Source organism: Pseudomonadaceae bacterium SI-3 (genome assembly GCA_004010935.1).
In the GTDB taxonomy this organism is placed as follows: domain Bacteria; phylum Pseudomonadota; class Gammaproteobacteria; order Pseudomonadales; family Pseudomonadaceae; genus Stutzerimonas.
The window spans coordinates 1,086,015-1,109,777 of the sequence record CP026511.1; the positions used below are offsets into that span (position 1 = coordinate 1,086,015).

Annotated in this window: 22 protein-coding genes; 14 read left to right on the forward strand and 8 right to left on the reverse strand. The window is 60.8% G+C overall.

Annotated features, from left to right (window positions below; translation table 11 throughout):
• Positions 1–78 precede the first annotated feature (78 nt).
• On the forward strand, positions 79–1,029 hold the full coding sequence (locus tag C1896_05205) for an alpha/beta hydrolase (GenBank protein ID AZZ47536.1): 951 nt from the start codon (positions 79–81) through the stop codon (positions 1,027–1,029).
• A 134-nt stretch (positions 1,030–1,163) separates the two neighbouring features.
• Positions 1,164–2,075, forward strand: a complete 912-nt coding sequence (locus tag C1896_05210) for a KR domain-containing protein (GenBank protein AZZ44358.1) — start codon at positions 1,164–1,166, stop codon at positions 2,073–2,075.
• A gap of 75 nt (positions 2,076–2,150) precedes the next feature.
• Here C1896_05210 and C1896_05215 read toward each other — a convergent pair whose 3' ends face one another.
• A complete protein-coding gene (locus tag C1896_05215; protein AZZ44359.1) occupies positions 2,151–3,884 on the reverse strand; it encodes a C4-dicarboxylic acid transporter DauA in 1,734 nt (577 codons plus the stop codon).
• Positions 3,885–4,078: 194 nt separating this feature from the next.
• Between C1896_05215 and C1896_05220 the strand changes: the two genes are divergently transcribed.
• Complete coding sequence (locus C1896_05220) at positions 4,079–4,366, forward strand: hypothetical protein (GenBank protein ID AZZ44360.1); 288 nt, start codon at positions 4,079–4,081, stop codon at positions 4,364–4,366.
• Between the two features lie 293 nt (positions 4,367–4,659).
• A complete protein-coding gene (gene mqo / locus C1896_05225; GenBank protein ID AZZ44361.1) occupies positions 4,660–6,171 on the forward strand; it encodes a malate dehydrogenase (quinone) in 1,512 nt (503 codons plus the stop codon).
• A 55-nt stretch (positions 6,172–6,226) separates the two neighbouring features.
• Here the strand turns inward: mqo and C1896_05230 are convergent, their stop codons facing one another.
• Complete coding sequence (locus C1896_05230; GenBank protein AZZ44362.1) at positions 6,227–6,439, reverse strand: hypothetical protein; 213 nt, start codon at positions 6,437–6,439, stop codon at positions 6,227–6,229.
• A gap of 162 nt (positions 6,440–6,601) precedes the next feature.
• Here C1896_05230 and C1896_05235 point away from each other — a divergent pair, with 162 nt between their 5' ends.
• Complete coding sequence (locus C1896_05235) at positions 6,602–7,186, forward strand: hypothetical protein (GenBank protein AZZ44363.1); 585 nt, start codon at positions 6,602–6,604, stop codon at positions 7,184–7,186.
• A gap of 293 nt (positions 7,187–7,479) precedes the next feature.
• Here the strand turns inward: C1896_05235 and C1896_05240 are convergent, their stop codons facing one another.
• A complete protein-coding gene (locus C1896_05240; GenBank protein AZZ44364.1) occupies positions 7,480–8,856 on the reverse strand; it encodes a DUF1329 domain-containing protein in 1,377 nt (458 codons plus the stop codon).
• A gap of 423 nt (positions 8,857–9,279) precedes the next feature.
• On the opposite strand from C1896_05240, the gene C1896_05245 reads away from it, so the two are divergent.
• Complete coding sequence (locus tag C1896_05245) at positions 9,280–9,564, forward strand: hypothetical protein (protein AZZ44365.1); 285 nt, start codon at positions 9,280–9,282, stop codon at positions 9,562–9,564.
• 25 nt (positions 9,565–9,589) lie between these two features.
• On the opposite strand, the gene C1896_05250 is transcribed toward C1896_05245, so the two are convergent.
• Positions 9,590–10,756 carry a glycerol acyltransferase gene (locus C1896_05250; GenBank protein AZZ44366.1) on the reverse strand — a complete coding sequence of 389 codons (1,167 nt, stop codon included), beginning with the start codon at positions 10,754–10,756 and terminating at the stop codon, positions 9,590–9,592.
• Positions 10,757–10,952: 196 nt separating this feature from the next.
• On the opposite strand from C1896_05250, the gene C1896_05255 reads away from it, so the two are divergent.
• From C1896_05255 to C1896_05270, 4 genes are all read left to right on the forward strand, one after another.
• Positions 10,953–11,135 (forward strand): CPXCG motif-containing cysteine-rich protein, encoded by a 183-nt coding sequence (locus C1896_05255; GenBank protein AZZ44367.1) that lies wholly within the window; start codon positions 10,953–10,955, stop codon positions 11,133–11,135.
• Positions 11,136–11,396 carry a hypothetical protein gene (locus tag C1896_05260; protein AZZ44368.1) on the forward strand — a complete coding sequence of 87 codons (261 nt, stop codon included), beginning with the start codon at positions 11,136–11,138 and terminating at the stop codon, positions 11,394–11,396.
• A 62-nt stretch (positions 11,397–11,458) separates the two neighbouring features.
• The gene (locus tag C1896_05265) at positions 11,459–12,079 is read left to right on the forward strand and encodes a hypothetical protein (protein AZZ44369.1); all 621 of its coding nucleotides are present in this window, start codon (positions 11,459–11,461) and stop codon (positions 12,077–12,079) included.
• Between the two features lie 171 nt (positions 12,080–12,250).
• Positions 12,251–13,060 (forward strand): M48 family peptidase, encoded by an 810-nt coding sequence (locus tag C1896_05270; protein ID AZZ44370.1) that lies wholly within the window; start codon positions 12,251–12,253, stop codon positions 13,058–13,060.
• A 20-nt stretch (positions 13,061–13,080) separates the two neighbouring features.
• Here C1896_05270 and C1896_05275 read toward each other — a convergent pair whose 3' ends face one another.
• The 4 genes from C1896_05275 to C1896_05290 all read right to left on the reverse strand — a co-directional run bounded on the left by C1896_05275 (position 13,081) and on the right by C1896_05290 (position 16,465).
• Complete coding sequence (locus tag C1896_05275; GenBank protein ID AZZ44371.1) at positions 13,081–13,524, reverse strand: hypothetical protein; 444 nt, start codon at positions 13,522–13,524, stop codon at positions 13,081–13,083.
• An 84-nt stretch (positions 13,525–13,608) separates the two neighbouring features.
• Positions 13,609–14,196, reverse strand: coding sequence for a hypothetical protein (locus C1896_05280; GenBank protein AZZ44372.1), 588 nt, complete (start codon positions 14,194–14,196; stop codon positions 13,609–13,611).
• A 250-nt stretch (positions 14,197–14,446) separates the two neighbouring features.
• Positions 14,447–15,445, reverse strand: a complete 999-nt coding sequence (locus C1896_05285) for a 16S rRNA methyltransferase (protein AZZ44373.1) — start codon at positions 15,443–15,445, stop codon at positions 14,447–14,449.
• Between the two features lie 57 nt (positions 15,446–15,502).
• Positions 15,503–16,465, reverse strand: a complete 963-nt coding sequence (locus tag C1896_05290) for a glycerate dehydrogenase (protein AZZ44374.1) — start codon at positions 16,463–16,465, stop codon at positions 15,503–15,505.
• A gap of 61 nt (positions 16,466–16,526) precedes the next feature.
• Here C1896_05290 and C1896_05295 point away from each other — a divergent pair, with 61 nt between their 5' ends.
• The 4 genes from C1896_05295 (at position 16,527) to C1896_05310 (ending at position 23,693) form a co-directional block, all read left to right on the forward strand.
• Entirely contained in the window at positions 16,527–17,156 is a 630-nt protein-coding gene (locus C1896_05295) for a lysine transporter LysE (protein ID AZZ44375.1), read from the forward strand.
• 153 nt (positions 17,157–17,309) lie between these two features.
• Positions 17,310–18,992, forward strand: coding sequence for a long-chain fatty acid--CoA ligase (locus tag C1896_05300; GenBank protein ID AZZ44376.1), 1,683 nt, complete (start codon positions 17,310–17,312; stop codon positions 18,990–18,992).
• 187 nt (positions 18,993–19,179) lie between these two features.
• Complete coding sequence (locus tag C1896_05305) at positions 19,180–19,836, forward strand: hypothetical protein (protein AZZ44377.1); 657 nt, start codon at positions 19,180–19,182, stop codon at positions 19,834–19,836.
• A gap of 152 nt (positions 19,837–19,988) precedes the next feature.
• A complete protein-coding gene (locus tag C1896_05310) occupies positions 19,989–23,693 on the forward strand; it encodes a hybrid sensor histidine kinase/response regulator (GenBank protein ID AZZ44378.1) in 3,705 nt (1,234 codons plus the stop codon).
• Positions 23,694–23,763: the final 70 nt, after the last annotated feature.

The window sequence follows — 23,763 nt, forward strand, 5'->3', positions numbered from 1 at the left end:
TGTGATTAGAGACCTGCTTTGCTGCGTGAAGGGACTCCGCCTAAGATCACGGACGCTTCTGCACACAAGGGCAACAAGGTGAAGATCGTTCTGCAACTGGTGACTGCCGTAGTCGTACTGCTCTTCCTGATCATTGCGGTGCTGGTGGCGCTCAGCTGGGCGCCGCCACGACCGGTCGAAAGCCTGACCGAACGCTGGGCGCCGGAACCGTCCGGATTCGTCGAGGTGTCCGGCATGCAGGTGCATGTTCGTGACGAGGGGCAACGTGATGATCCCGCTCCGCTGGTACTGCTGCACGGCACCTCGGCGAGCCTGCATACCTGGGAAGCGGTGGTCGACGAACTGAAGCAGCAGCGGCGGGTGATCAGCCTCGACCTGCCGGGCTTCGGTTTGACCGGCCCCTTTCCCGACGGCGACTACCGCATGCGCCATTACGTCGACTTCCTCTCGACATTCCTGGACAGGCTGAACGTGGAGCGAGCAGTGCTCGTCGGCAACAGCTTTGGTGGCCAGCTCGCCTGGGAAATGGCGCTGGACCAGCCTAGGCGTGTTGAGCGACTGGTACTGATCGATGCGGCAGGTTACCCGCGCCAGTCGACCTCAGTGCCGATCGGTTTCAAGCTTGCGGGCATTCCGGGTTTGGCGCCGCTGATGGCCAACATACTCCCGCGGCGGTTGGTTGAGTCCAGCACGCGCAGCGTCTATGGCGATCCAGGCAAAGTGACGCCGGAGCTGGTTGATCGCTACTACGAGCTGACCCTGCGTGAAGGCAATCGTGAGGCGCTGCGCGAACGGTTCAAGCAGGTGCCGGCAGTCGACAATTCTAAGCGGATCGCATCGATCCAGACGCCGACGCTGATCATCTGGGGCGGGCGCGACGGGTTGATTCCGCCGCTCAATGCGCGCCGCTTCAAGGACGACATCGCAGGCAGCGAGTTGGTCATGTTCGACGACCTCGGTCACGTTCCGCAGGAGGAGGCCCCGTCGCGAGTCGCCGCGGCCATCCGGGCGTTCCTGCCGCAGCCCTGACGCTGGTACATCATCCCGCAGCCTTATGTTCGGGCATTCATTCGCGGCCGTTTGATTGTGGACGGCTGTGGCCTCGTCGACACTCGCCACAGACTTTGCGACGCATCCAACAATAATCCGCTGGAGGAATATCCATGAGTGACGCCATTCGCTTCGAAGACAAGGTGGTCATCGTGACCGGTGCCGGTGGTGGACTCGGCCGCGCGCATGCGCTGCTGTTCGCCCGCCATGGCGCCAAGGTGGTGGTCAACGACCTGGGCGGCAGTGCCCAGGGCGAGGGCGCCAACGCCTCGGCAGCCGATCGCGTCGTCGAGGAAATCCGCCAGGCCGGCGGCACTGCGGTGGCCAATCATGACTCGGTGACCGAGGGCGACAAAATCGTCCAGCACGCGCTGGACAGCTTCGGCCGCATCGATGTGGTGGTGAACAATGCCGGCATCCTGCGCGACAAGACCTTTCACAAGATGGAAGACGCCGACTGGGATCTGGTCTATCGGGTGCACGTCGAAGGCGCTTACAAGGTGACCCGTGCCGCCTGGCCACACATGCGCGAGCAAGGTTACGGCCGAGTGATCTTCACCGCCTCGACCTCCGGCATCTACGGCAACTTCGGTCAGTCCAACTACGGCATGGCCAAGCTGGGTTTGTACGGCCTGACCCGCACACTCGCCCTAGAAGGGCGCAAGAACAACATTCTGGTCAACGCCATCGCGCCGACCGGCGGCACGCGCATGACCGAGGGGCTGATCCCGCCGCAGGTTTTCGAGCAGCTCAAGCCTGAGCTGGTCAGCCCGCTGGTAGTCTTTCTCGCCAGCGAGCAATGCCAGGAAACTTCCGGCCTGTTCGAGGTCGGCGGTGGCTGGATGGGCAAGGTGCGCTGGGAGCGGAGCCTGGGTGCCGGTTTCGATCCGAAGGCCGGCTTTGATGCCGAGGACGTTGCCGATCATTGGCAGCAGATCTGCAATTTCGACAACGCGGCGCATCCGGCCGACAACATGGAAGCGTTGAAGGAAATGATGGCGAACCTGCAAAAGTACGCCGGTTAAGCTGCTGGCCACTGCGGTCGCTTGAGCTGCAGAAGCGCCTGGCACGCTTCTGCAGCTCAATGAGCTTTTCTCGTATCAGGCGGATGGTTCGGCTGCTGCCGGCGCCGGTAACAGGCGCAAGGCTTTTGCCCGAGCCTGGATCAGATTGCGCACGTAGTACAGCTGCCCTTCAAGCGGATGAATGCCAGCGCGGCGCAGCTTGAGCCGTAACCGGACATTGCTGCCGGACAGAATCAATGCGATGCCTTGCTTGCGGTAGTCCAGTAGAACGTTTTCCAGCGCTGCCAGGGCGGTCATGTCCATCATCGGCACGCCGCTGATGTCGACGATGACGATCTTCACGTCTGGATTGAATCGCCGCAGCACGCTCAATGCCTTTTCGGCGGCGCCGAAGAACAGCGGGCCACGAATCGCATAGGCAGCGACGTGTTCGGGCAGGTCTCGGAGGACGGGGCTTTGCCCAAGATTCAGGCGGGTGGTGTCGGTCAGCTCGCTCATGCGTTTGATGAACAGCCCGGCCGCGAGCAACAGCCCCACGCCCACCGCCAGCACCATGTCGAACAGGACGGTCAGGCTCAGGCAGGTCAGTAGTACCAACACATCGCTGCGTGGTGCTATTCGCAGTGTCTTGAAGACGTGCGGTGCTTCGCTCATGTTCCAGGCCACCATTAGCAGCAGCGCCGCCAGGGCGGCCATCGGCAGATAGCTGAACAGCGGTGCCAGCCAGAGGATTGCCACCAGCACCACGCCCGCGTGAATGATCGCCGCCAGTGGTGAGAACGCGCCGGCGCGTACGTTGGTGGCGGTGCGCGCAATGGCAGCGGTCGCCGTGATGCCGCCGAACAGCGGGGCGACCAGGTTGCCGATGCCTTGACCCAGCAGCTCGGCGTTCGGGTCGTGGTTGCCGCCGGCCATGCCGTCGGCGACCACCGCACAGAGCAGGGATTCGATGGCGCCGAGCATGGCAATGGCGAACGCCGGCGCCAACAGTTGGTGAAACAGCTCGAAGCTCAGCACCAGCGGTTGACCGTCAGGGCCGGGCAACAGCCATGGCCAGGCGAAATCCGGGAGGAACGGTGGAATGCCGGGATGCACCACATCCTCGACCACATAGCTGAAGCGCTCACCAAGCGTGGCGACGGTAAGGCCAGCCGATTCCAGCGCCATTGCGACGAGTGCACCAACGACGAGGGCAACCAGATGGCCTGGCACTTTGGGTACCAGACGCGGCCAGACGATCAAGACGCCCAGGCAAAGCAGGCCGACAAGTGCGTCACCCAGCTGCGCGCTGGGCAGGGCACGCACCAGCAAGCTGAGCTGCTCCGCATAGTGTTGCGGCTGCTCGGTCAACGTCAGGCCGAATATGTCCTTGAGCTGGAGGGTCGCGATGACGATGCCGATGCCTGCAGTGAAACCAAGCGTGACGGGGTAGGGCACAAACGCGATCAATCTACCGGCACGCAACAGCCCGAGCGCGATCAGGATCAGCCCGGCGAGCATGGTGCAGAGCAGCAACCCGCCGAGGCCGAATTGCTGGGTAATCGGCAGGAGGATGACGACGAAGGCTGCGGTAGGACCGGACACGTTGAACCGCGAGCCTCCGGTCAAGGCAATCAAGGGTGCAGCAACCAGCACCGTATACAGGCCGTGCTGCGGCGCAACACCTACCGCTATCGCCAACGCCATGGCCAAGGGGATGGCGATAATGCCCACCGTCAAGCCGGCCGTGATGTCGCCGCGCAATGCGGGCACTCCGTAGCCCGAACGCAGGGTTTGACGCCAGGCAGCGAACAACGGCGGAAGCTTCATCCCAGACACTCCATGTGCGCAAAGCGCCAGTATAAGCACTGGCTATACCGCCGGGCCTGCAAGAACGCAACATCGCGGTTAAATCGCAGATTTTCGTGTACGACCTTGGTCTTATCGGCCTTTGGCGCGTTGAGTGCGCCGGTCGTGCAGAGTAAACTGCCGCCCCCGAAAGGCCCCGTCGAACCGGAGAAACCATGCGTAAAGACAAGAAGAAGGTGATCGGCGAGGAAGTCAGCGACGAGTCGATCAAGTTGTTTCTCGAGCCGGAACCGGCTGACGACACGCCGCCTTCGTTGCACAAGCTGACCAAGGCGTATCGCGGTTTGCGGGTCGATGATTTCGAGCGTTTTCTCGGATTCTTTGTCCAAGCGGGGTATGACCTGAATGCGAAGGATGCCAAGGGGCAAGACTTTGTAGCCTTGATCGCGGATCAGCGCCAAGCCGAGCCCTATATCGAGCTGATCGAGGCCGCGCGCGGCTGAGCTCGTCTGTAACCGTCGAGCTTCAAGCATGACCTGGCTGAGCAATCGGCAGCCGCAATAGATTTTCTCGCTGCACGCGTCCCGTAGAGCCCAGGCTAGTCGCCCCGCTCCGGGAAGCAGAGGCGCGAGAGGGAGGAGGCCAAAAGCCGCTCTCCCGACAGCGGGTAGGGGCTTTCGAGTTCTCCTGCCTTCGGGCACAAGCCCGAGCAGCGGTATAGAAACTTGCTCCGTTTCTAGTCGCCAGGCTGGTGGTTCTACATGATCGCGTACTGCGGTCGTGACAGTTTAATGCTGTGATTCTGGAGAACGCGTTAATGACGCAACACGATAGCGAAGCCGTGGATTTGGTGCTGGTGGGAGCCGGCATCATGAGTGCGACTCTGGCAGTACTGCTCAAGGAACTCGATCCCAACATCAGGCTGGAGATTGTCGAACTGCAGGAATCCGGGGCCGTCGAAAGTTCGAATCCCTGGAACAATGCCGGCACCGGCCACGCCGGTCTCTGTGAGTTGAACTACACGCCGGACAGCAAAGACGGCTCGATCGACATCAAGAAAGCCGTCACCATCAATACCCAATTCGAAGTGTCGAAGCAGTTCTGGGCCTACCTGACGGGCCGTGAAGGCTTCGGTAGCCCGCGCGACTTCCTCAATGCGGTTCCGCATCTGAGCTTCGTGCGGGGCACCAAGAACATCGATTACCTCAAGCGCCGCTTCAATGCGCTGAAAACCCATCACGCCTTTGAAGACATGGTCTACAGCGAAGATCGCGCGACCATGGAAGAGTGGATGCCGCTGATGATGCCGGGCCGTCCGTTGGACGAGCCAATCGCCGCGACCCGCGCGATGAACGGCACGGACGTCAACTTCGGCGAGCTGACCCGGCAGATGCTGCAGTATCTGGCCGCCAAGCCCGGCGTAAAGATGTCCTACTTCCAGAAGGTCACCGGCCTGGCTCGCGACGGCAAAGGCTGGCGCGTTGAGGTCAAGAACACCCGTGACGGTGGCGGTCGTGAGATCAAAGCCGGCTTCGTCTTCCTTGGTGCTGGCGGCGCAGCGCTGCCGCTGCTGCAGATGTCCGATATCGAAGAAGGTAAGGGTTACGGCGGCTTCCCGGTCAGCGGCCAGTGGCTGCGGTGCGACAATCCGGAGATCGTCAAGCAGCATCAGGCCAAGGTCTATAGCCTGGCCGCAGTAGGCGCACCGCCCATGTCGGTTCCGCATCTGGATACCCGTGTCGTGGATGGAAAGAAGTCTCTGCTGTTCGGGCCGTACGCCGGCTTCACGACCAAGTTTCTCAAACACGGCTCGCCGCTTGATCTGCCGATGTCGATTCGTCCAGCCAACCTCAAGCCGATGCTGGCCGTGGCGCGGGACAACATGGACCTGACGCGCTACCTGATCAAGGAAGTCCGGCAGTCGATGGGCGACCGTCTTGAAACCCTGCGCGGCTTCTACCCTGAAGCTAAGGCAGAAGACTGGCGCCTGGAAGTGGCCGGACAGCGCGTACAGATCATCAAGAAGGACCCGAAGAAGGGCGGCATCCTGCAGTTCGGCACCGAGTTGGTGTCGGCCAAGGATGGTTCGATCGCCGCACTGCTGGGCGCGTCTCCGGGTGCCTCGGTTACCGTTTCGATCATGCTTGATCTGATCGAGCGTTGCTTCCCCGAGCAGGCGAAGAGCGAAGCCTGGAGCGGGAAGCTCGCCGAAATATTCCCGGCGCGGGAGAAGGTTCTCGAAGACGATGCAGCGGTCTATCGCGAGGTCGTCTCCAGAGTCGACAAGCGTCTGGGGCTGGCCGACTAGCTAGCCAGACACGCTGTAAGCAAGCCGCGCTGCCGTTCAGGGCTGCGCGGTTTTTTTATGCGTGCGGGATGGGGCCGGAACGCTGCTGTAGACCTGCTTGAGGCAGGGGCTTGCCGATCCAGCCGAGACGAATTTCCGCTATCTCGACCCAGCGTTCACCAATAGGACGCTTTTTGGCCGTCAGCAGCATGCGGCAGCGATCCTGGTCGTCCAGCAGGGCGTAGTGACGCGGCGGGTGTTGTCGGAACAGGGTTTTGAATAAAGACATGGCCAGGCGCTCGTAGGGCTGCTCGCCGTTATCGCATCCTGAGGTTACGGTTGCATGAATGGAACGTGGCCGGCCTGCAGGCGGTCTTTAGGGCATCACTGTCAGGCGGTTGCGGTGCTGGTTATACTGCGCGCCATCCATCCCTAACCTGGAGTAAGCAGTATGCTGAAACGCCTGTTGTTCAGCCTCGCCGCCGCGTCAGCACTGGTGCTCGCCGGTTGTGCCCACAGTCCTCAACAGCTCGACCCCAATCCCAAACTCACCGATACCATCAATCCCGTCGGCCAAGGGCAACCGGTAGCTGTGCGTGTGGTCGACGGCCGCCCCTCTGCAACCTTAGGCACCCGTGGCGGCCTGTATCCGGAGACCAGTGCGGTGATCGTGCCGAAAGAAAAAGTCATTCCCAAGTTGCAGGCCCAGGCCGAAGCGGCGGTCCGGTTGCTGGGGTTCACTCCGTCGGCGAACGCCTACAATGCGCCGCAATTGACCCTGACCCTTGCTGAGCTGAAGTACCAGTCGCCGAAGGAAGGCCTGTACGTTACCGAGGCTACCATTGGTGCGACCTTCCGCGTCGAGGTGCAGAACGGCGGTCGCCGCTATACCGGCCGCTACGGTGCTTCTTTGAATCAGCGCTTCGGCATGGCACCGAATGAGCAGACCAACACCAAGCTGGTAACCGAGGTGTTGAGCGATGCGCTGACCCGCACCTTCCGCGACCAGAATATTGGTCAGGTGTTGGCGCAGTGAGCCGCAACTAGCCCAGACGGTCATTTGCGACAGAATAGAACCCCGCCTTTTGGCGGGGTTTTTGTTTCGCTGACGCTCTGCCGGAGAGCGGTGCGCTTTATGCTTGTTGGCCCAATGCGTAGTAAACGAAGCAAGAGAGCGACGCCCGCTCGGCGAGATTTCCGATGCGAGTTGTTGCCTGAGCAAATCGCGAGCATCGCCTCCTGTAAACCAATCCGAGCGACTGCGCGCCTGTCGAAGGCTGAAAAACAAACGCCCCGAACATGTCGGGGCGTTTGTCTTACCGGTGTGGCTTAGCGTACGCCGGAGTTACGCAGCGCGGCCGGGGTGTACTGGTTAGAGTTGGCCTTGTAGTTGTATACGTAGGGGTTCTTTTCCTCGTTCTTCATGCCCATCACGAGGTAGCGACCGGAGACCAGGTCATACAGCGTCTCCATGGCGTACAACGGGACCTGGTCGTTGTAGATGTATTCGGCATGTGCCTCGGCAACGCGCCAAAGGGTATCGCGGCCGTCGTAATGGTCGATCACTGCGGCCTGCCAGGTGTCTTCGTCGATGAAGAAGGTACGCTTGGCATAGATGTGACGCTCGCCGGGCTTCAGCGTCGCCTCGACTTCCCACACGCGGTGCAGCTCATAGCGGGTCAGATCCTGATTGATGTGACCGGCCTTGATGATGTCGTCGTACTTGAGCTTCGGTGAGTCCAGACGGTAGGCGTTGTAGGGGATGTACATCTCCTTCTTGCCCACCAGCTTCCAGTCGTAGCGGTCCGGTGCGCCGTTGAACATATCCAGGTTATCGGAGGTGCGCAGCCCGTCGGAGGCGGTGCCCGGGCCATCGTAAGCGACCTGTGGGGCGCGGCGCACACGGCGCTGACCGGCGTTGTAGATCCACGCCATGCGCGGCTCTTTGACCTGGTCCAGGGTTTCGTGCACCAGCAGCACGTTGCCGGCCAGGCGTGAAGGCTCGGTCACCTGTTGCTTGAAGTAGAACAGCACGTTGCCGTGTTTCTCGGCGTTGTAGTCGGTCAGGGTGTCGGTGTAGACGACTTCGTCGACGAACTTGACCAGGCTGTAGCTACCGTTCACCTGAGGAGTGGCCTGCGCCACGGTGCGGCGGGCAGAGCCCCCGCGGTAGCGAGTGATGTGGTTCCAGATCACTTCAAGGCCGTCTTGAGGAATCGGAAAGGCCACTGCGGTGTCGAAATTTTCCAACCCGTTGCCGCCTCGGACCAGCTTGGTCTGGGTCGCGTTCTTCTGGGCAGCGTCATAGATCCGCTGAGGTACGGCGGCACTGCGGTGGGTTTCGAAGACCGGCAGGCGATAGGTGTCAGGGTAGCGCTTGAGCATGGCGATCTGGCCAGGGCTCAGGTTGTCCTTGTACTGCTCGAAGTTCTGCGCGGTGATGGTGAACTTCGGCTTGTCGTTCGGGTAGGGATCGCTGACGAAGCCATCTTCTCCGACTGCCGCTGCATCGGTTGCCAAACCGCCGGTCCAGGCAGGAATGCTGCCGGCCGCGTTGCCGGCTTTCTCGGCACCCATCGGCGTCAGGCTGCTACCCAGCTTGGCCGCTTCGGAGTCGGATACCGCAGCCATGGCTCCGCTTGCCAGCACAGCGCTTGCCAGCAAAGAGAGTGTGAGGGCCCCCGTCTTAAACCTGTTCTTATTCATTGTTTGGTCCTGTTGATTCTCGGTAACTGATTCACTGCAAGCGAAGCCGTAAGCGCGGCGCTTGCAGGTGGCGACTTCCACAGATGAGGTGGCGGGCCGAAGGCCCGGTACATCACGTCAGAGACGCAGTGATCACAAGTTGCCGTTTGCCCGACTCCGCGGCAGTCCCGTCTGGTTGCTCACGCCAGGCGCACGCTCTATTTCGGTTGTTCGAGGCGAGATGAGGGTGAAGCTGGAAGGGACTATAAGTCAACAATCGAGACGGGACCTATCTGCATAAATGGCGCAAATACCCGGCAAATTGCCATCGCTTAGTTGTGTTCCGTTCTGTCGGAAATCGGCTGAGCCGACAATGCCGTTTCGGTAGACTCCGCAGCCCTCAGTTCGGCCGCCCAGGCCTTTATGTTTTCGGCCCAACGGAGAATGCGGTTGTTGCTTGATTTTGATTATTCGGCGCTAGCGAGGGTCGCGCCTCTGGTCAACTCACTGGCCTTGCTGATCGCGCTCAGCGGTGCCTGGCTGTTGCTGGCGACTCGCTGGCGACGACAGCTGTCGAGGGCCGAGACCTCCCTTGCGGGTTCTCGTCTCTGTGCCGCTGAGCAGGGTGGCTTGGCAGCTACCCGGCGTCTTGACTGGTTTTTCTATGGCTTTGGATTCAGCAGTCTGGGACTGGCCTGCCTGCTTTCTTCGCTAACCCGGCTGACCTGACGGCCAGTCGGGCTTGTGCTGAGTATTAGAGACTCAAGCCAGCTTTCAATCGATACTGGTTACGCACCGGCATGGCGTATTGCTGGATGAGGTAGGGCTGCTGCACGCTTGGGCATGCCGCGAGGCGCTTGCCCCATTCGGCCTCGGCGCGTTCGATTTCCGCACGGCTGAACAGCTCGCTGAGCTCGGGTATCGCCAGCGCCGGGTCGCGATGCTCCCACATCCGATGCGCCAGGAAATTCACTGGAAACAGACGGTAGTCCGTCAGGATCTGCCGGTCGATATCGGCCGCCAGCTGCTTTGCATCCTCGGGTACCTCGCTGATGGGTGTACCGAAGCTGACATGCACCCGACCTTTGTAGCCGGTGATGCCGAGGGCGATGCTGGTGTCATCCTCGCCAGGCGCCTTGGTGTAGCTGCCGGTGCTGGCCCGAATGTAGAGCTCGCGTGCCTTGGCCTGATCGCAGGGGTCGTACTCATAGCTGATCGACACCGGCGTCGGACGCAGGGTCGCCAATGTGTCGGAGAAAGGTTCGTCCTTGCGGCTCATGTGCAACATTTTCAGAATCGCCGAGTCGGTACGATCGTCACCGTCCTTGGCCCGCCCTTCGGCCTGGGCAATCCATATTGATTCACCGTCGTTGCGGATCGAGTGGTTGATGTAGGCGGATAGCAGCTGGTAGGCCGCAAGCTTTTCACGTCTACCAGTGACCGAGCGGCGCACGATGAAGCTCTTGTTGAGCCGCATCAGATCGCTGACGAAGGGCCGCTGCAGCAGATTGTCGCCAATGGCGATGCGCGGCGTGCGCATCTTGGCTTGAAATACCGCATAGTTGACGAAAGCCGGATCCATCACGATATCGCGGTGGTTGGCGATGAACAGATAGGCGCAGCCCGGCCGTAATTTCTCCAGCCCGGAATAGGTAATGCCATCCGTGGCGCGCTCGATGGTGCGGTCGAGGTACATCTCGATTCGCGCCTGCAGCGTGTCGATCGAGTGGATAGTGGCGAATTCACGTCGCAGTCGTTGCGCTATGAGGGGTTTGAGCATCCAGCCCATTGGGCCGGCCAGCCGCGGGAAGCGGAAGTGCGCCAGAATATCGAGGAATTCCCGGTCGGCGAACAGCCGCGCCATGACAGCAGGGACCTCGGCATCGGCGTAGGGTCGGATGGCTTCGAATTCGTCCATCATGTTCTCTGTAAGGGTAACAACTGAATAAACCCAGTTACTCAAGGGTCAAAGTTAGGTCTGTGGATGCTTAGTCGCGATCACTGCAGGCTTGGATAAAGCCATGCTGCACCGGTCGGGCCCGCGCATGAATGCGCCCTTGGGCATCTCTACAGAATCCGGACGGCGATTATAGCGGCAAGTCACGCAGGAGACGCTGATGCTGGAATCACAGGACTATCAATGCCCTTATTGCGGCGAAGGGGTGGAGGCGCTACTCGATCTGAGCGGTGGCGATCAGCAGTACATCGAAGACTGCTCGGTCTGTTGCCGGCCGATCGTATTCGATCTGCGTACCGACGGCAGCGATTGGCAGCTCGATGTGCGGCGGGAGGATGACTAGATGCGGCGGATATACGAGCCGCGTGATCTGCTCGAGGCGGAGATGCTACGCGGCATGCTGCTCGCCGAAGGTATCGACGTGCATCTGAATGGGCGACATCTGATCGGCGCGGTCGGCGAGTTGCCTGTGGCCGGTTTGCTCGGGCTGATGGTCGCCGATGGTGAGGCTGATCGCGCGATGCAGTTGATCGCTGCGTACAATGGCGCCGAACCGCTGCCCGGCGACGAGCCGGAAAGCTATCCGGGTGAGCTCATCTGCTGAATGCCGACCGAGTGACGTCGCGGTAGCTGCCTTGATCCTTTTTCCCATCGAGTCCTTTGTTCATGTGTGGCCGCTATGCCCTGTTTCGCTGGAGTCCCGCCTTTGCCGCGCTGCCCGGTTTTCCGTCTGATCAGCAACCGCACTGGAGCCTGGCGCCTGGCGCCTCGGTACTGCTGCTGCGGCAGGTCGAAGATGCGCTGCAGCTGAGTCGCGTGCGCTGGGGGCTGACCCCGGCGTGGCTGAGCGATTTTACCCGCACGCCGGCACAGGCCCGGGCGGAAACGCTGGCCGAGCAGCCGATGTTTCGAGACGCCTTTCGCCTGCGTCGAGGCGTACTCCCAGCGAACGGTTTCTACGAGTGGAGGGGCACAGCACGTAAGCGACCCTACTGGATGACAACGGAAGACTCGCTGATGTATTTCGCCGCGGTCTGGGAGGCTTATCCAGTTGAAGGCCACAGCTACCTCAGTGCGGCGGTGGTGACGCGTCCAGCAGCGAACCAGCGGCGTCCGCTGATACTGGATCAGGCCGGCATGACCGCCTGGCTCGACCCGCAGACCCCGCTCGAAGTGCTGCAGGTGTTGCTGACCGGACCTCAGCCGGCGCTGCGTGAACGGCCCTTGGCGACGTTCGTCAATGATCCCAAGCTGGACGCGCCTGAGTGCCTGACACCAGTGAACTAGGCATTGGCCGCTGCCATCGAAAGGGGACTCACACGCTATCAGGCCGGTGCCGATCCGACGTGCCCGATTACCGCTAACTGACGCCTAAAGCACTGTCTATAAGCTTCCAGTCGGTTGCCCGGTGCGCTGCCACGCTCTAGCATACGGCGCAGAATTCACGGGAGACGCGACATGTTCAAGCTGCATTCACTCAGCCTTTTTCTGGCGGCCGCCGCGCTTGCCGGTTGTCAGGCCGTCAACACCACCAGCAGCGGTGCTGTTGGCGTCGATCGCAAGCAATACATGTTCAGCATGCTGTCGACCGAACAGGTCAATCAAATGTATGCACAGTCTTATCAGCAGACTGTGTCGGAAGCGAAGAGCAAGGGTGTGCTCAAAAATAACTCGCCGGTGGCTCAGCGGGTCAATCGAATCGCCAGCAAGCTGATCGCTGAGGTAAAGGCCTTCCGGCCGGACGCAGCCGAATGGGATTGGGACGTAAATGTGATCGACAGTCCGGAACTGAATGCCAACGCCGGCCCAGGCGGGAAGATCATTTTTTATACCGGTCTGATCGAAAAACTTAACCTGACCGACGACGAGATCGCGGCGGTCATGGGGCACGAGATAGCCCATGCGTTGCGTGAGCACGGCCGCGAAGCCATGTCCAAGGCCTACGGTGTGCAGATGGCAACCCAGATTGGCTCAGCCGTTGGGATCGGCGACGGCAGCCTGCAGCTGGCCAATATGGGGGTGCAGTATCTGATGACGCTGCCCAACAGCCGCAGCAACGAAAACGAGGCTGACCTGATAGGTCTGGAACTGGCTGCGCGGGCGGGTTACAACCCGAATGCCGCGGTCAGCCTCTGGCAGAAGATGGCGGCGGCCGGCGGCTCCGCTCCGCCGGAGTTCCTCAGCACCCACCCGTCATCGGGCAGCCGTACGCAGGCGCTGCAGGAAACCATTCCGAAGGTGATGCCGCTCTATCAACCGCGACGCTGATGCATATGCCGTCGACCCTCTCAGGTTGACGGCAGCGTAATAGGGATGGGGCTTGCCAGGCCCAGCTGAGTTCGGGCGCTTTCCAAGTCGAACAGGGTATTGATTTCCTCGATGTCGCCGCTCGGATTGAGTGTCCATATCGACATTGCGGCGACCGTGAGGATCTTGCCGCTCGGTGCGAGGCCAAACACGGATTTCTCCAGCGTTCCGAACAGGGTGCTGGAGGTCACGACGCGGTTACCTTCGCTGAGGCACTCGTCTACCGCGACCTCCAGGTCCGGAATGGCTTGGCGGATCTCTCGCACGATCAGACCGAAACCGGCACTGTTGACCGGCTGCGAGATGAACGAACTTCTGTAGCTGAAGTAGCGGCTCTGAAGCTGTTCAGCTAATGCCAACCGACCTTTGCCCCAGCTCAGGTCGATATGCTGCCGAACCCGCCGTTTTCGTTCCACCGGTGACATGCCGCCTACTCCCCTCGAGTGCCGCCAGAATGCGGTGAATGCGCACTCTAACAGCACCCGTAGTGGGGCAATTTGCGCTGCGTATCAGACTGGAAGCATGCCGCTCAAGCTCAGCGCCTGATACACGGCGTACAGTGCCAAGCCGGCAAAGCCGACGGCGGCGATTCGGCGGATCAGAGTGAGGGGCATGCGATCGGCAGCGAAATTGCCGGCCAGTACCACCGGCACATTGGCGATCAGCATGCCCAGAGTGGTGCCGATAATCACAAGGATGAAGTCGGGATACTGGGCGGCAAGCATGACGGTCGCGACCTGCGTCTTATCGCCCATTTCTGCGAGGAAGAACGCGATCAGCGTCGCCACGAATGGGCCGAAGCGTCGCCCGCGAGAAGCTTCTTCTTCCTCGAGCTTGTCGGGGACCAGCGTCCACAATGCGACGGCGGCGAAGGATGCGGCGAGAATCCAGCTGAGTACGGCGGGTGAGACCAGCGATGAAACCCAGTTGCCGATGGCGCCGGCAGCCGCATGATTGACCAGCGTAGCCACCACGATGCCCCAGATGATGGGTAGCGGTCGCCGGTAGCGGGCAGCCAGCAATAGCGCGAGCAGCTGCGTTTTGTCGCCGATCTCAGCGAGTGCGACGATCAGGGTGGGGATGTAGAACGATTCCAACGGACTTCCTTGCGGGGGCGGGTCGACTAATCACCATGACACGCACCGCCTGCCCGCCCCGGGTCAGGTGTACGTGTCATGGGTCTTGTCAAACCGAGCGCTGCTGCCGAAGCAGCATGCGCGGGTCGCGTGCGCCATGGTCTGTTGACCAAGTATGTTGACGCATGCCGGGCGGGCTGGGTGCTCGCCGGAGACTACTCCCCCAGGACGGGCGCGAGTTTGCCCGCGCATGGCGCGTTGTGCAAGTCGGTCAGGCACGCTGCGCGCGGTAAATGCGGAAGCCGTCGGCAGTGATCAGCGTTTCGCAGCGGCCCAGATGAGCTTCGATCAGCGGGGGATACTTCAGAAATGCATTGGCCACCAGCCTTAGCTCACCACCGGGCCGGATGTGACTGGCGGCACGTTGCAGCAATGCTTCGCTGGCCTCGTAGTGGGTGTGTACACCCTGGTGAAACGGCGGGTTGCTGACGATCGCCGCGCAGTCTTCTGGAGCGGCGTCGATACCGTCGCCAGCGATTACCTGAGCCTGTAGCCCATTGGCGGCGAGGGTCATGCGACTGCTTTCGACAGCGAACGCATCGACATCCAACATCACCACTTCGCTCTCTGGATAACGTTTTTTCAGTGAGGCGCCAACGATGCCGGCGCCGCAGCCGAAATCCAGCAGCTTACCGGCGGGCAGTCCATCGAGTTGATCCAGCAACAGGGCGGTTCCGCGATCGAGACGACCGTGACTGAACACGCCTGGCAAGCTGATGATCTGCAGCGGTCCGTCCGCAAGCGAGAGCTCGAAGCGTTGAGCCAGGGTCGGCAGTTCTGGAGCCGGTGGGCTGTTTGTGACCTTGACCTGCCAGAGCTGGCAGTGCCGCGCACTATCGAGCTTCCGCGCTTCGCCGAATGGGGTCAGTTGCTTCGCGGCGCGTTCCACGCCTGCGCGTTTCTCACCCACTAGATACAGCAAACGGCCCGGCAGTCTGGCAGCCAGTGCATTCAGCAGGTAGTCGGTCAGTTCTCGTGACTTGGGCAGAAACAGCACGGCACTATCGAATGGGGCCGTGGGCGGTTCGACACCAAATGTGCAACGACCGGCGAAACGAGTCTGCAGGCTGTGCTGTACTCCGGCGTGCCAGCTCCAGCCGATGGCGCCCGGTAACTGTCCAAGCAGATCGTCAGCCGGTAGCCCGGCGAGCAGCAGGTCACCACTGAACAGTTCAGCCTGGCGCAGCAGTACTTCGCTTCGAGGATCCATGATGCCTCCGGACAAAAGCTGGCGAGCTTACCAGCCTTGTCCCCGGCTGCAGAAGCGTCAGCCCACCTGACGCTTCGGGGTACCAGCGAAGAAGGCTTCGGCATTCTCACGCAGCTGGCCCACGATGCGCTGTCTGGCTTCGCGACTTCCCCAGGCACTGTGGGGCGTCACGATCAGGCGCGGTACGTCTGCAGCCAGCAGCGGGTTATCGTTGCTGGGGGGCTCGCTGATCAGCACATCCGTGGCGGCACCGCCCAGGTGGCCGCTACGCAGGGTGTCTGCCAGCGCTTGCTCGTCGATCAGACCGCCACGGGCGGTATTGATGATAAATGCCGAAGGTTTCATTAGCTGCAATTCGCGAGCGCCGATGAGGTTGCGCGTCTGATCGGTGAGCGGGCAGTGCAGGGTCAGGGCGTCAATCTGCGGTAGCAGCTCATCCAGCTCCAGCCGGTCCGGGCGAGGCGGGCGCCCGGGCAGGTTGCCGACCAGCACACGCATGCCCAGCGCTTCGGCGAGCTTGCCCACGGCACCCCCCAGCTCACCGTGACCGAGCACGCCGAGGGTCTTGCCGGCCAACTCGATAATGGGAAAATCTAGCAGGCAGAACTGCCCGCTTTCCTGCCAGCGGCCACGGGCGACGGCGGCTTGATAATCGGGTAGTCGTGTGGCCAGCGCGAGCAGTAGCATCAAGGTGTGCTGCGCCACGGTGGCCGTGCCGTACGCTTGGCAGTTGCAGACGGCGATCCCTCGCTGCTTGGCAGCAGCCAGATCAATGTTGTTGACACCGGTAGCCGCTACCAGAATCAATTTCAGGTCCGGGCAGGCGGCGAGCGTGGCATCGCTCAAGGCGACCTTGTTGACGATGGCGACTTCAGCGCCCTCCAGTCGGTCGACGATTTGCGTTTCGCTGGTCTGCGTATGGCAGGTCAGCTCAGCAAAGGCGGACTGCAAGGGGGCCAGGTCCAGATCGCCCTGATCGAGGGGGGATAAATCGAGGAATACAGCGCGGTACTTGCTCATGGACTTTACTCGTATGAATCAGTGGGCGAATGTTCCGCCCTGGGAATAACGGAGTCGCTAGATGTACTGGATCGAATTTCTCACCGTGGCGCTGGTTCACTTGCTCGCTGTCGCCAGTCCTGGTCCGGACTTCGCGGTCGTCGTGCGTGAAAGCGTGGCTCGCGGTCAGCGCAGCGGCAGTTGGACGGCCATCGGTGTAGGCAGCGGCATCTTGCTGCACGTGGGTTATTCATTGCTCGGGATTGGTCTGATCGTCTCGCAGTCGATCATGCTGTTCAACCTGTTCAAGTGGTTAGCGGCCGGCTACCTGTTCTATCTCGGTTTTCAAGCACTGCGGGCCAAGCCCGTCGCGGTCGGCAATCTTGCATCATCCGCCTCCAGTGTTGCGCTTCCTCGACGCCGCGCTTTTACCGTTGGGTTCGTTACCAACGGCTTGAATCCCAAGGCGACATTGTTCTTTCTGTCCCTATTCACCGTGGTTATCGACCCCCATACCCCGCTCGCCGTTCAGGCGGCCTATGGGTTATATCTGGCATGCGCCACTGGGTTGTGGTTCTGCCTGGTGGCCTGGTTGTTCAGCCGCGAGCGCGTACGGGCCGGTTTTGCTCGCATGGGGCACTGGTTTGACCGCGTCACGGGCGCTGTATTGATTGGTCTTGGCGTTCGGCTGGCGGCAAGCGAGATCGCCTGATCGGCCGAGCCGGTCCTTGCGTGAACTTTGTCTCCGCAGGTTGAACAACTGTGCAGCCAGATGTCCGAAGAGGACAGCGGTACGGCCAGGTCGCGCTAGCGGCCTGCGCCAACAGCTAGCGAGCGTCTCATAACATCTATAACAGGAAGCCCTATGTTGCAGACACGAGTGATCAAACCCGCCGCCAACGCCTACCAGTACCCCCTGTTGATCAAGAGCCTGCTGTTGTCGGGGCAGCGCTACGAGCGCACCCGCGAGATCGTCTATCGCGATCAACTGCGTTTCGACTATCGCACCCTCGGCGAGCGCATTGCCCGGCTTGCCAACGTGCTGACCAACGCGGGAGTAAAGGCGGGTGACACGGTGGCGGTGATGGATTGGGACAGCCATCGCTACCTCGAATGTATGTTTGCGATTCCGATGATCGGGGCGGTGGTTCATACCATCAACGTGCGGCTATCGCCCGAGCAGATTCTTTACACCATGAATCATGCTGAGGACCGCTTCGTTCTCGTCAATAGCGAGTTCGCGCCGCTGTACCACGCAATCGCCGGGCAGCTGACAACGGTCGACAAGACATTGCTGATCACCGATGCCGACGACAAGCAGTGCGATTTGCCTAACTGCATCGGTGAGTACGAGAGCTTGCTGGCGGCCGCCGAGGCCAAGTACGACTTCCCGGATTTTGACGAAAACTCGGTGGCGACCACGTTCTACACCACCGGTACCACCGGTGACCCCAAGGGCGTCTATTTCACGCACCGTCAGCTAGTTCTGCACACGCTGGCCGGTGCGGTGACGGTCGGCTGTCGCGAGAACCCTCAGCTGATGGCGGCGGGCGACGTGTATATGCCGATTACGCCGATGTTCCACGTGCACGCCTGGGGTTTGCCCTATGTGGCGACGATGTTGGGCCTCAAGCAGGTTTATCCGGGGCGCTATGATCCGGAGCTGCTGATCGAGCTCTGGCGTCGAGAGAAGGTCACCTTTTCTCATTGCGTACCGACCATCGTGCAGATGCTGCTCAAAGCCAAGGCGGCGCAGGGCACCGACTTCGGCGGCTGGAAGATCACCATCGGCGGCAGTGCGCTCACCCGCGGCCTTTACGAGTCGGCTCGGGCATGTGGCATGCAATTGGTGGCGGCGTATGGGATGTCGGAAACCTGCCCATTGATTTCCGGCGCCCATATCAACGACGAGCTGCGCAACGCCAGTGAGGACGAACAGACCACCTATCGCCTCAAGGCCGGGATCCCGGTGGTGCTGGTCGACGCCGCAATCCAGGCGGCTGACGGCAGTTTTCTTCCGGCCGATGGCGTGTCCCAAGGTGAGCTGGTGCTTCGGGCCCCCTGGCTGACGCAGGGCTATGCGGGCAATCCGGAGAAGAGCGAAGAGCTGTGGGCGGGCGGTTGGCTGCATACCGGTGACGTGGCCACCCTCGACGAAATGGGCAACATCGACATTCGTGACCGCATCAAGGACGTCATCAAGACGGGCGGTGAGTGGATTTCATCCTTGGCGCTGGAAGGTCTGATCAGTCGGCACGATGCCGTGCGCGACGTGGCGGTGGTAGGCGTGCCAGATGAGCGCTGGGGCGAACGACCCTTCGCCTTGCTGGTGCTCTGTGAAGGCAAGCAGCTAGACGCGCGCGCATTGCAAGCGTTCCTTGAGCCAGCAGTTGAGCAGGGGCAGCTCAACAAATGGGCGATTCCGCAGCAGATCGCCGTCGTCGAGGATATTCCCAAGACCAGCGTCGGTAAGCTTGATAAGAAGCGTATCCGTTTGGACATCGCACGTTGGCTGGAAGACGGCAGTAGCGCCATCTCTTCGGTGTAGGTTTGGCTGTTCTGGCTCGACTAGTAGTCGCCTCGGGGCGAAACACGGTCGAGCTTGGCTTCCTGTGCTTGAGCTCACGGCTTCGTCGGGACGCTCCGGTTCTGCGGGCGGACGGGTGTTACTCTAGCGACGAATTTCCAGCCTGTGCGTTCGGCAGGTTGGCGTCCCGTAGATGAAGGAAGTAAACATGAAATCGATCAGTAACCTGACCGCACTTGCCGCCACCCTTGCGCTGCTGGTTGGCTGTACCAACAATCCTTATACCGGCGAGCGCGAAGCTGGCAAGGCCGGCATTTATGGCGGCATCGGTGCGGTCAGTGGTGCGGTAATCGGCGCAGCAACCTCCAGCAAAAAGGACCGTGCCAAAGGCGCGTTGATCGGCGCCACCGTCGGTGGGGCCGCTGGCGGAGGCTATGGTTACTACGTCGATACCCAGGAAGCCAAGTTGCGCCAGACGTTGCAGGGCACAGGCGTACAAGTGCAGCGCCAAGGCGATAACCTGACGCTGATCATGCCCGGCAACATTACCTTTGCAAGCAATTCAGCTGACATTTCCAGTAGCTTCTATCCGACGCTTAATTCACTGGTTCAAGTGTTCAAAGAGTTCAATAAGAACGGTGTCGACATCATCGGCCATACCGACAGTACCGGCTCGCAGCAACTGAATCAGGACCTTTCAAATCGCCGCGCGCGTAGCGTTGCCAATTATCTGGAAGGCAACGGCGTGCCTGGTTCACGTATCTCATCTTATGGTGCCGGGTCGAGCCAGCCGATCGCCAGCAACGATACCGCTGCTGGGCGCGCACAGAACCGTCGTGTAGAGATTAATCTGCGCCCACTGTAAGCGGCTAAGCGCAAGCGAGACTGCCAGTGCTCGCTTGCGTCATTTGCGTGGCGTCAGCTTTACGGCTGATTGTCGCCTCTATTGAACCTCTGAACGATCTACGACTCTGAAGCTTGTGACAGCGAGCCATGTAGTGGCACTGAGGAGGTCGAATGGATGATCGTTCCGCTCTCCATTCTCGTAAGCCTTGGCTGCCATTGGTAGTGACGCTGGCCCTGATGGTAGGGCTCGGAGGATGGGTTGGCTGGCAATGGCATGTTCAGGAAATGCGGGTGCGCGCCGAGCAGGCCCAGCGATTCAATCTGGCGGTCAATGACGTTGAAAGCACTCTGCGTGAGCGTATGCGCGCGTACGAGATGGTTTTACGAGGCCTGGCGGGGCTTTTCGTCGGGAGTGATGCGGTCAGTCTGCAGGACTGGAATCGGGCTTCCGACCAGCTTCAGCTCCAGGATTTCTACCCCGGCATCCAAGCCATTGCTCTGGCCCGCTATGCGCGCGCAGAGAACCTGAGCGTTCTGCTCGCGAAGATTCGCGAGGGAGGGCGTGATTTCCGCATCTATCCCCGGGGTGAGCGCAGCGAATACCTGATCGTGGATTACATTCATCCGCTTGATTGGCGTAACCGTCGAGTGCTGGGTTTTGACATGCTAAGTGAGGAAACGCGCAAGCAAGCCGTGATGGCCGCGCGCAACATCGGCACTCCGATGCTCACCGGCCCGTTGCGGCTCAAGCAGGAAACCGAGCAGAACGCGCAAGTAGGCATTCTGTTGTATCTCCCTCTTTACCGGGTCGGCGCCCCCATCACCACGTTGGAAGAACGCCAGGAAGCCTTTGCCGGAACCCTTCACGGTGCCTTCCGGCTAACTGACTTAATGGAGGGGGTGCTGGGTTCGCGCAGCAAGCTGTTCCAATTGCAGCTGTTCGACGCCGCCGCCCCAGACGAGCCCTTGCTGGTCGGGCGAGCGCCGGTGAGTAGCGACGCCAGCTTCCATCGCACCCGCAACATCTACATGTATGGTCGTAGCTGGCAGCTGGAAGTTGCCAGCACACCGGAATACGAAGCCATCCTCAACCGGGTGGGCCGGGCCTTCAATCTGGCTGCTGCGCTAACTGCAGCGCTGCTGTTTTCGCTGTTGATCGGCGGCTACCTGTACTTGCGTGAACGGGCTTTGCGCAACAGCCAGACGCTTGGCGCGCAACTTCAGGAGCGCGAGGCATGGTTTCGCCAGCTGATTGAGCAGCTGCCAGTGGCAACTGTGCTTTGCAGCGATAAAGGACGGATCGAACTGGCCAACCAGAGTGCCGCTACGCTGCTTGGTAGCAGTGCTGGCCTGCTCGCTGGCGAGCGCCTCAGTCGCTACGTTCCGGGGGCCCTTGACGAGACCGTGAGCGGGCCACAACTTGAAGCCGATCAGCGGGAAAGCCAAGCGTTGCGCGAAGATGGCTCGCCGGTCCCGGTTTCGCTCAGCCTGACCAGTTTCAAGCGCGACAAGTCCGTTCACCATCTGCTCAATCTGGTCGACCTGCAGCAACGCAAGCGGGACGAAGAGCGTTTTCGCAATGTGGTCGAAGCCTCGCCAAACGCCTTTGTGCTGTTCGATCATGACGGCCGAATCGTGATGGTCAACCGCCAGACTGAGCTGCTGTTTGGTTACAACCGGCAGGAGCTGCTAGACCAGCCAGTCGAGATGTTGATTCCGGAGTCGATGCGCAAGACCTATCTAGAAGTACGGCATCGTTTCGGTCAATCCCCTGAGTCGCGTCGGCTGGGTGAAAATCGCGAGCTTTTCGGACGCCACCGGGATGGTCATCTCGTGCCTGTTGAAGTTGGCTTATCGCCACTGCGTAGCGGGGATGAGCATCTGGTGCAAGCTGTGGTGACCGACATCGCTCATCGCAAAGCTGCAGAGCGGCGACTGCGCGATCAGGCTAACGAGTTGATGGTTGCCAATCGCTACAAGTCCGAATTCCTCGCCAACATGTCGCACGAGCTGCGCACCCCGCTGAACAGCATTCTTATCTTAAGTGATCAGCTGAGGCAGAACGCTGCGAGCAACCTGACCGAGAAGCAGGTCCGCCATGCCGACATCATTCATCGGGCCGGTCACGATCTGTTGCAGCTGATCAACGATGTACTCGATCTGGCCAAGATCGAGGCTGGGCATATGCAGATCAAGTCGGAGCCGCTGGACCTCGGCGAGTTGCTGGCGGAGCTGGTTGCGAACCTCGAGCCTATGGCCGCCCAGAACGGGCTGACCCTCAAGGCCCGGATCGACGAGGGAGTTCCTGCTTCGCTGGTTAGTGACCGGGCCCGGCTGCAGCAGATTTTGCGAAACCTGATTACCAATGCTCTGAAGTTCACCGAGCACGGCTCCGTTGATATACACGTGTCCAGCCAGCAGGCTGAAAGCGCTGTCGATACAGAAATGCTCCAGATCTGCGTAACCGACACCGGCATCGGTATTGCCGAGGATCAGCACGAACGAATCTTCCAGGCCTTCCAGCAGATCGACGGCTCCATCAGTCGGCAATACGGTGGCACCGGGCTGGGGCTGGCCATAGCGCGTCAGCTTGCAGAAGTGCTCGGTGGTGGAATCCGGCTTAAAAGCGCGCCGGGCCAGGGCTCGAGTTTTACGGTCGAACTGCCCTTGAAGGTTGCCGCAACTCCAGAAATCCGCACGCTGCGGCCATTGCAGCGGCGTGGTCAGGGTGGCGGTCTGCTGATAGTCGAGGATGACGCCGATTTCGCCTCGGTAGTGGCCGAGGTGGCCCAGTCCCACGGTTTCTCCAGCGTTATCTGCGGCACCGGACAAGAAGGGCTCGATGCGCTAGCTCAGGACCATTTTGCAGCGGTGATTCTGGATGTCTTGCTGCCTGACATCAGCGGTTGGCAGGTCCACCGGGTGCTGCGAGCCGACCCCAGGCACCAGGATACGCCGGTGTACATCATTTCCTGCGTGCCACAGCCGCAGGGCTGGTCGGATGATGGCTCACGCTACCTGATCAAACCCGTGGCTCAGTCGGAACTGGAGCGACTGTTTGTCGATCTTTCGCAGCAGGAAGGCAATTCGACTCGGCTGCTGCTGGTGGAAACCGCGCCGGATCGGCGTCGTCAGCTGCGGGAGCATTTCGAGCGGCTCGGCTACCGCGTCAGCGAATGCCAGCGCAGTGAAGAGGCCCGGCTGGCCTATGCTGAGCACAGCTACGCGGTGCTGATCGTCGACTTCGACCTCCCCGGCGAAGACGGGCTCGACTTGCTGGACGCGCTGGACCGCCTGCGGCCCCTGAAAGACGTCAGGGTGATCCTGACCAGTCGCGAGGCGTTATCGGAAAAGAATCTGCAGCGGCTTAAGCGTTATTCATCAGTTGCGTTGTCGAAAACAGAAGGAATGGAGCATATGGAAGATGCACTGAAGCCCGACGGGGTAGAAGCTGCAGCGTGGGCAAGGGAAGAACTGGAGCATCCCCTTTTGGGGCAGCGGGTACTATTGGTCGATGCCGACGTGCGGGCGATCTACGCCATCAGCGCCATGCTTGATGAGCAGGGGCTGCAGGTGGTGCCAGTCACAACCAGTTCCGAGGCGCTGGAGCGCTTCGATCAAGATGCCTTTGATCTTGCGCTGGTGGACCTGTCCATGCCGGATAATGGCGGTCCCGAACTGATCCGTCAGCTTAGAAACGACTATGGTTGTCAGGTGCCGATTGTGGCAATGGCGGTTGGCTCTGACACGGCTGTTTCAGAACAGAAACTTCCGGCCGGTGCCGACGACATCCTGCTCAAGCCGGTCGACGGCACCAGGCTGGCCAAGCTGCTGCGGCGTCTGGAACGTAGTGATGGCCCTCATGCAAGTCCGTAAGGAGAAATGTGTGACGCATCGTTCAAGCCGAACTGGCGTCCCTGCCGACGTCGGTAGCGGAAGCCAAATC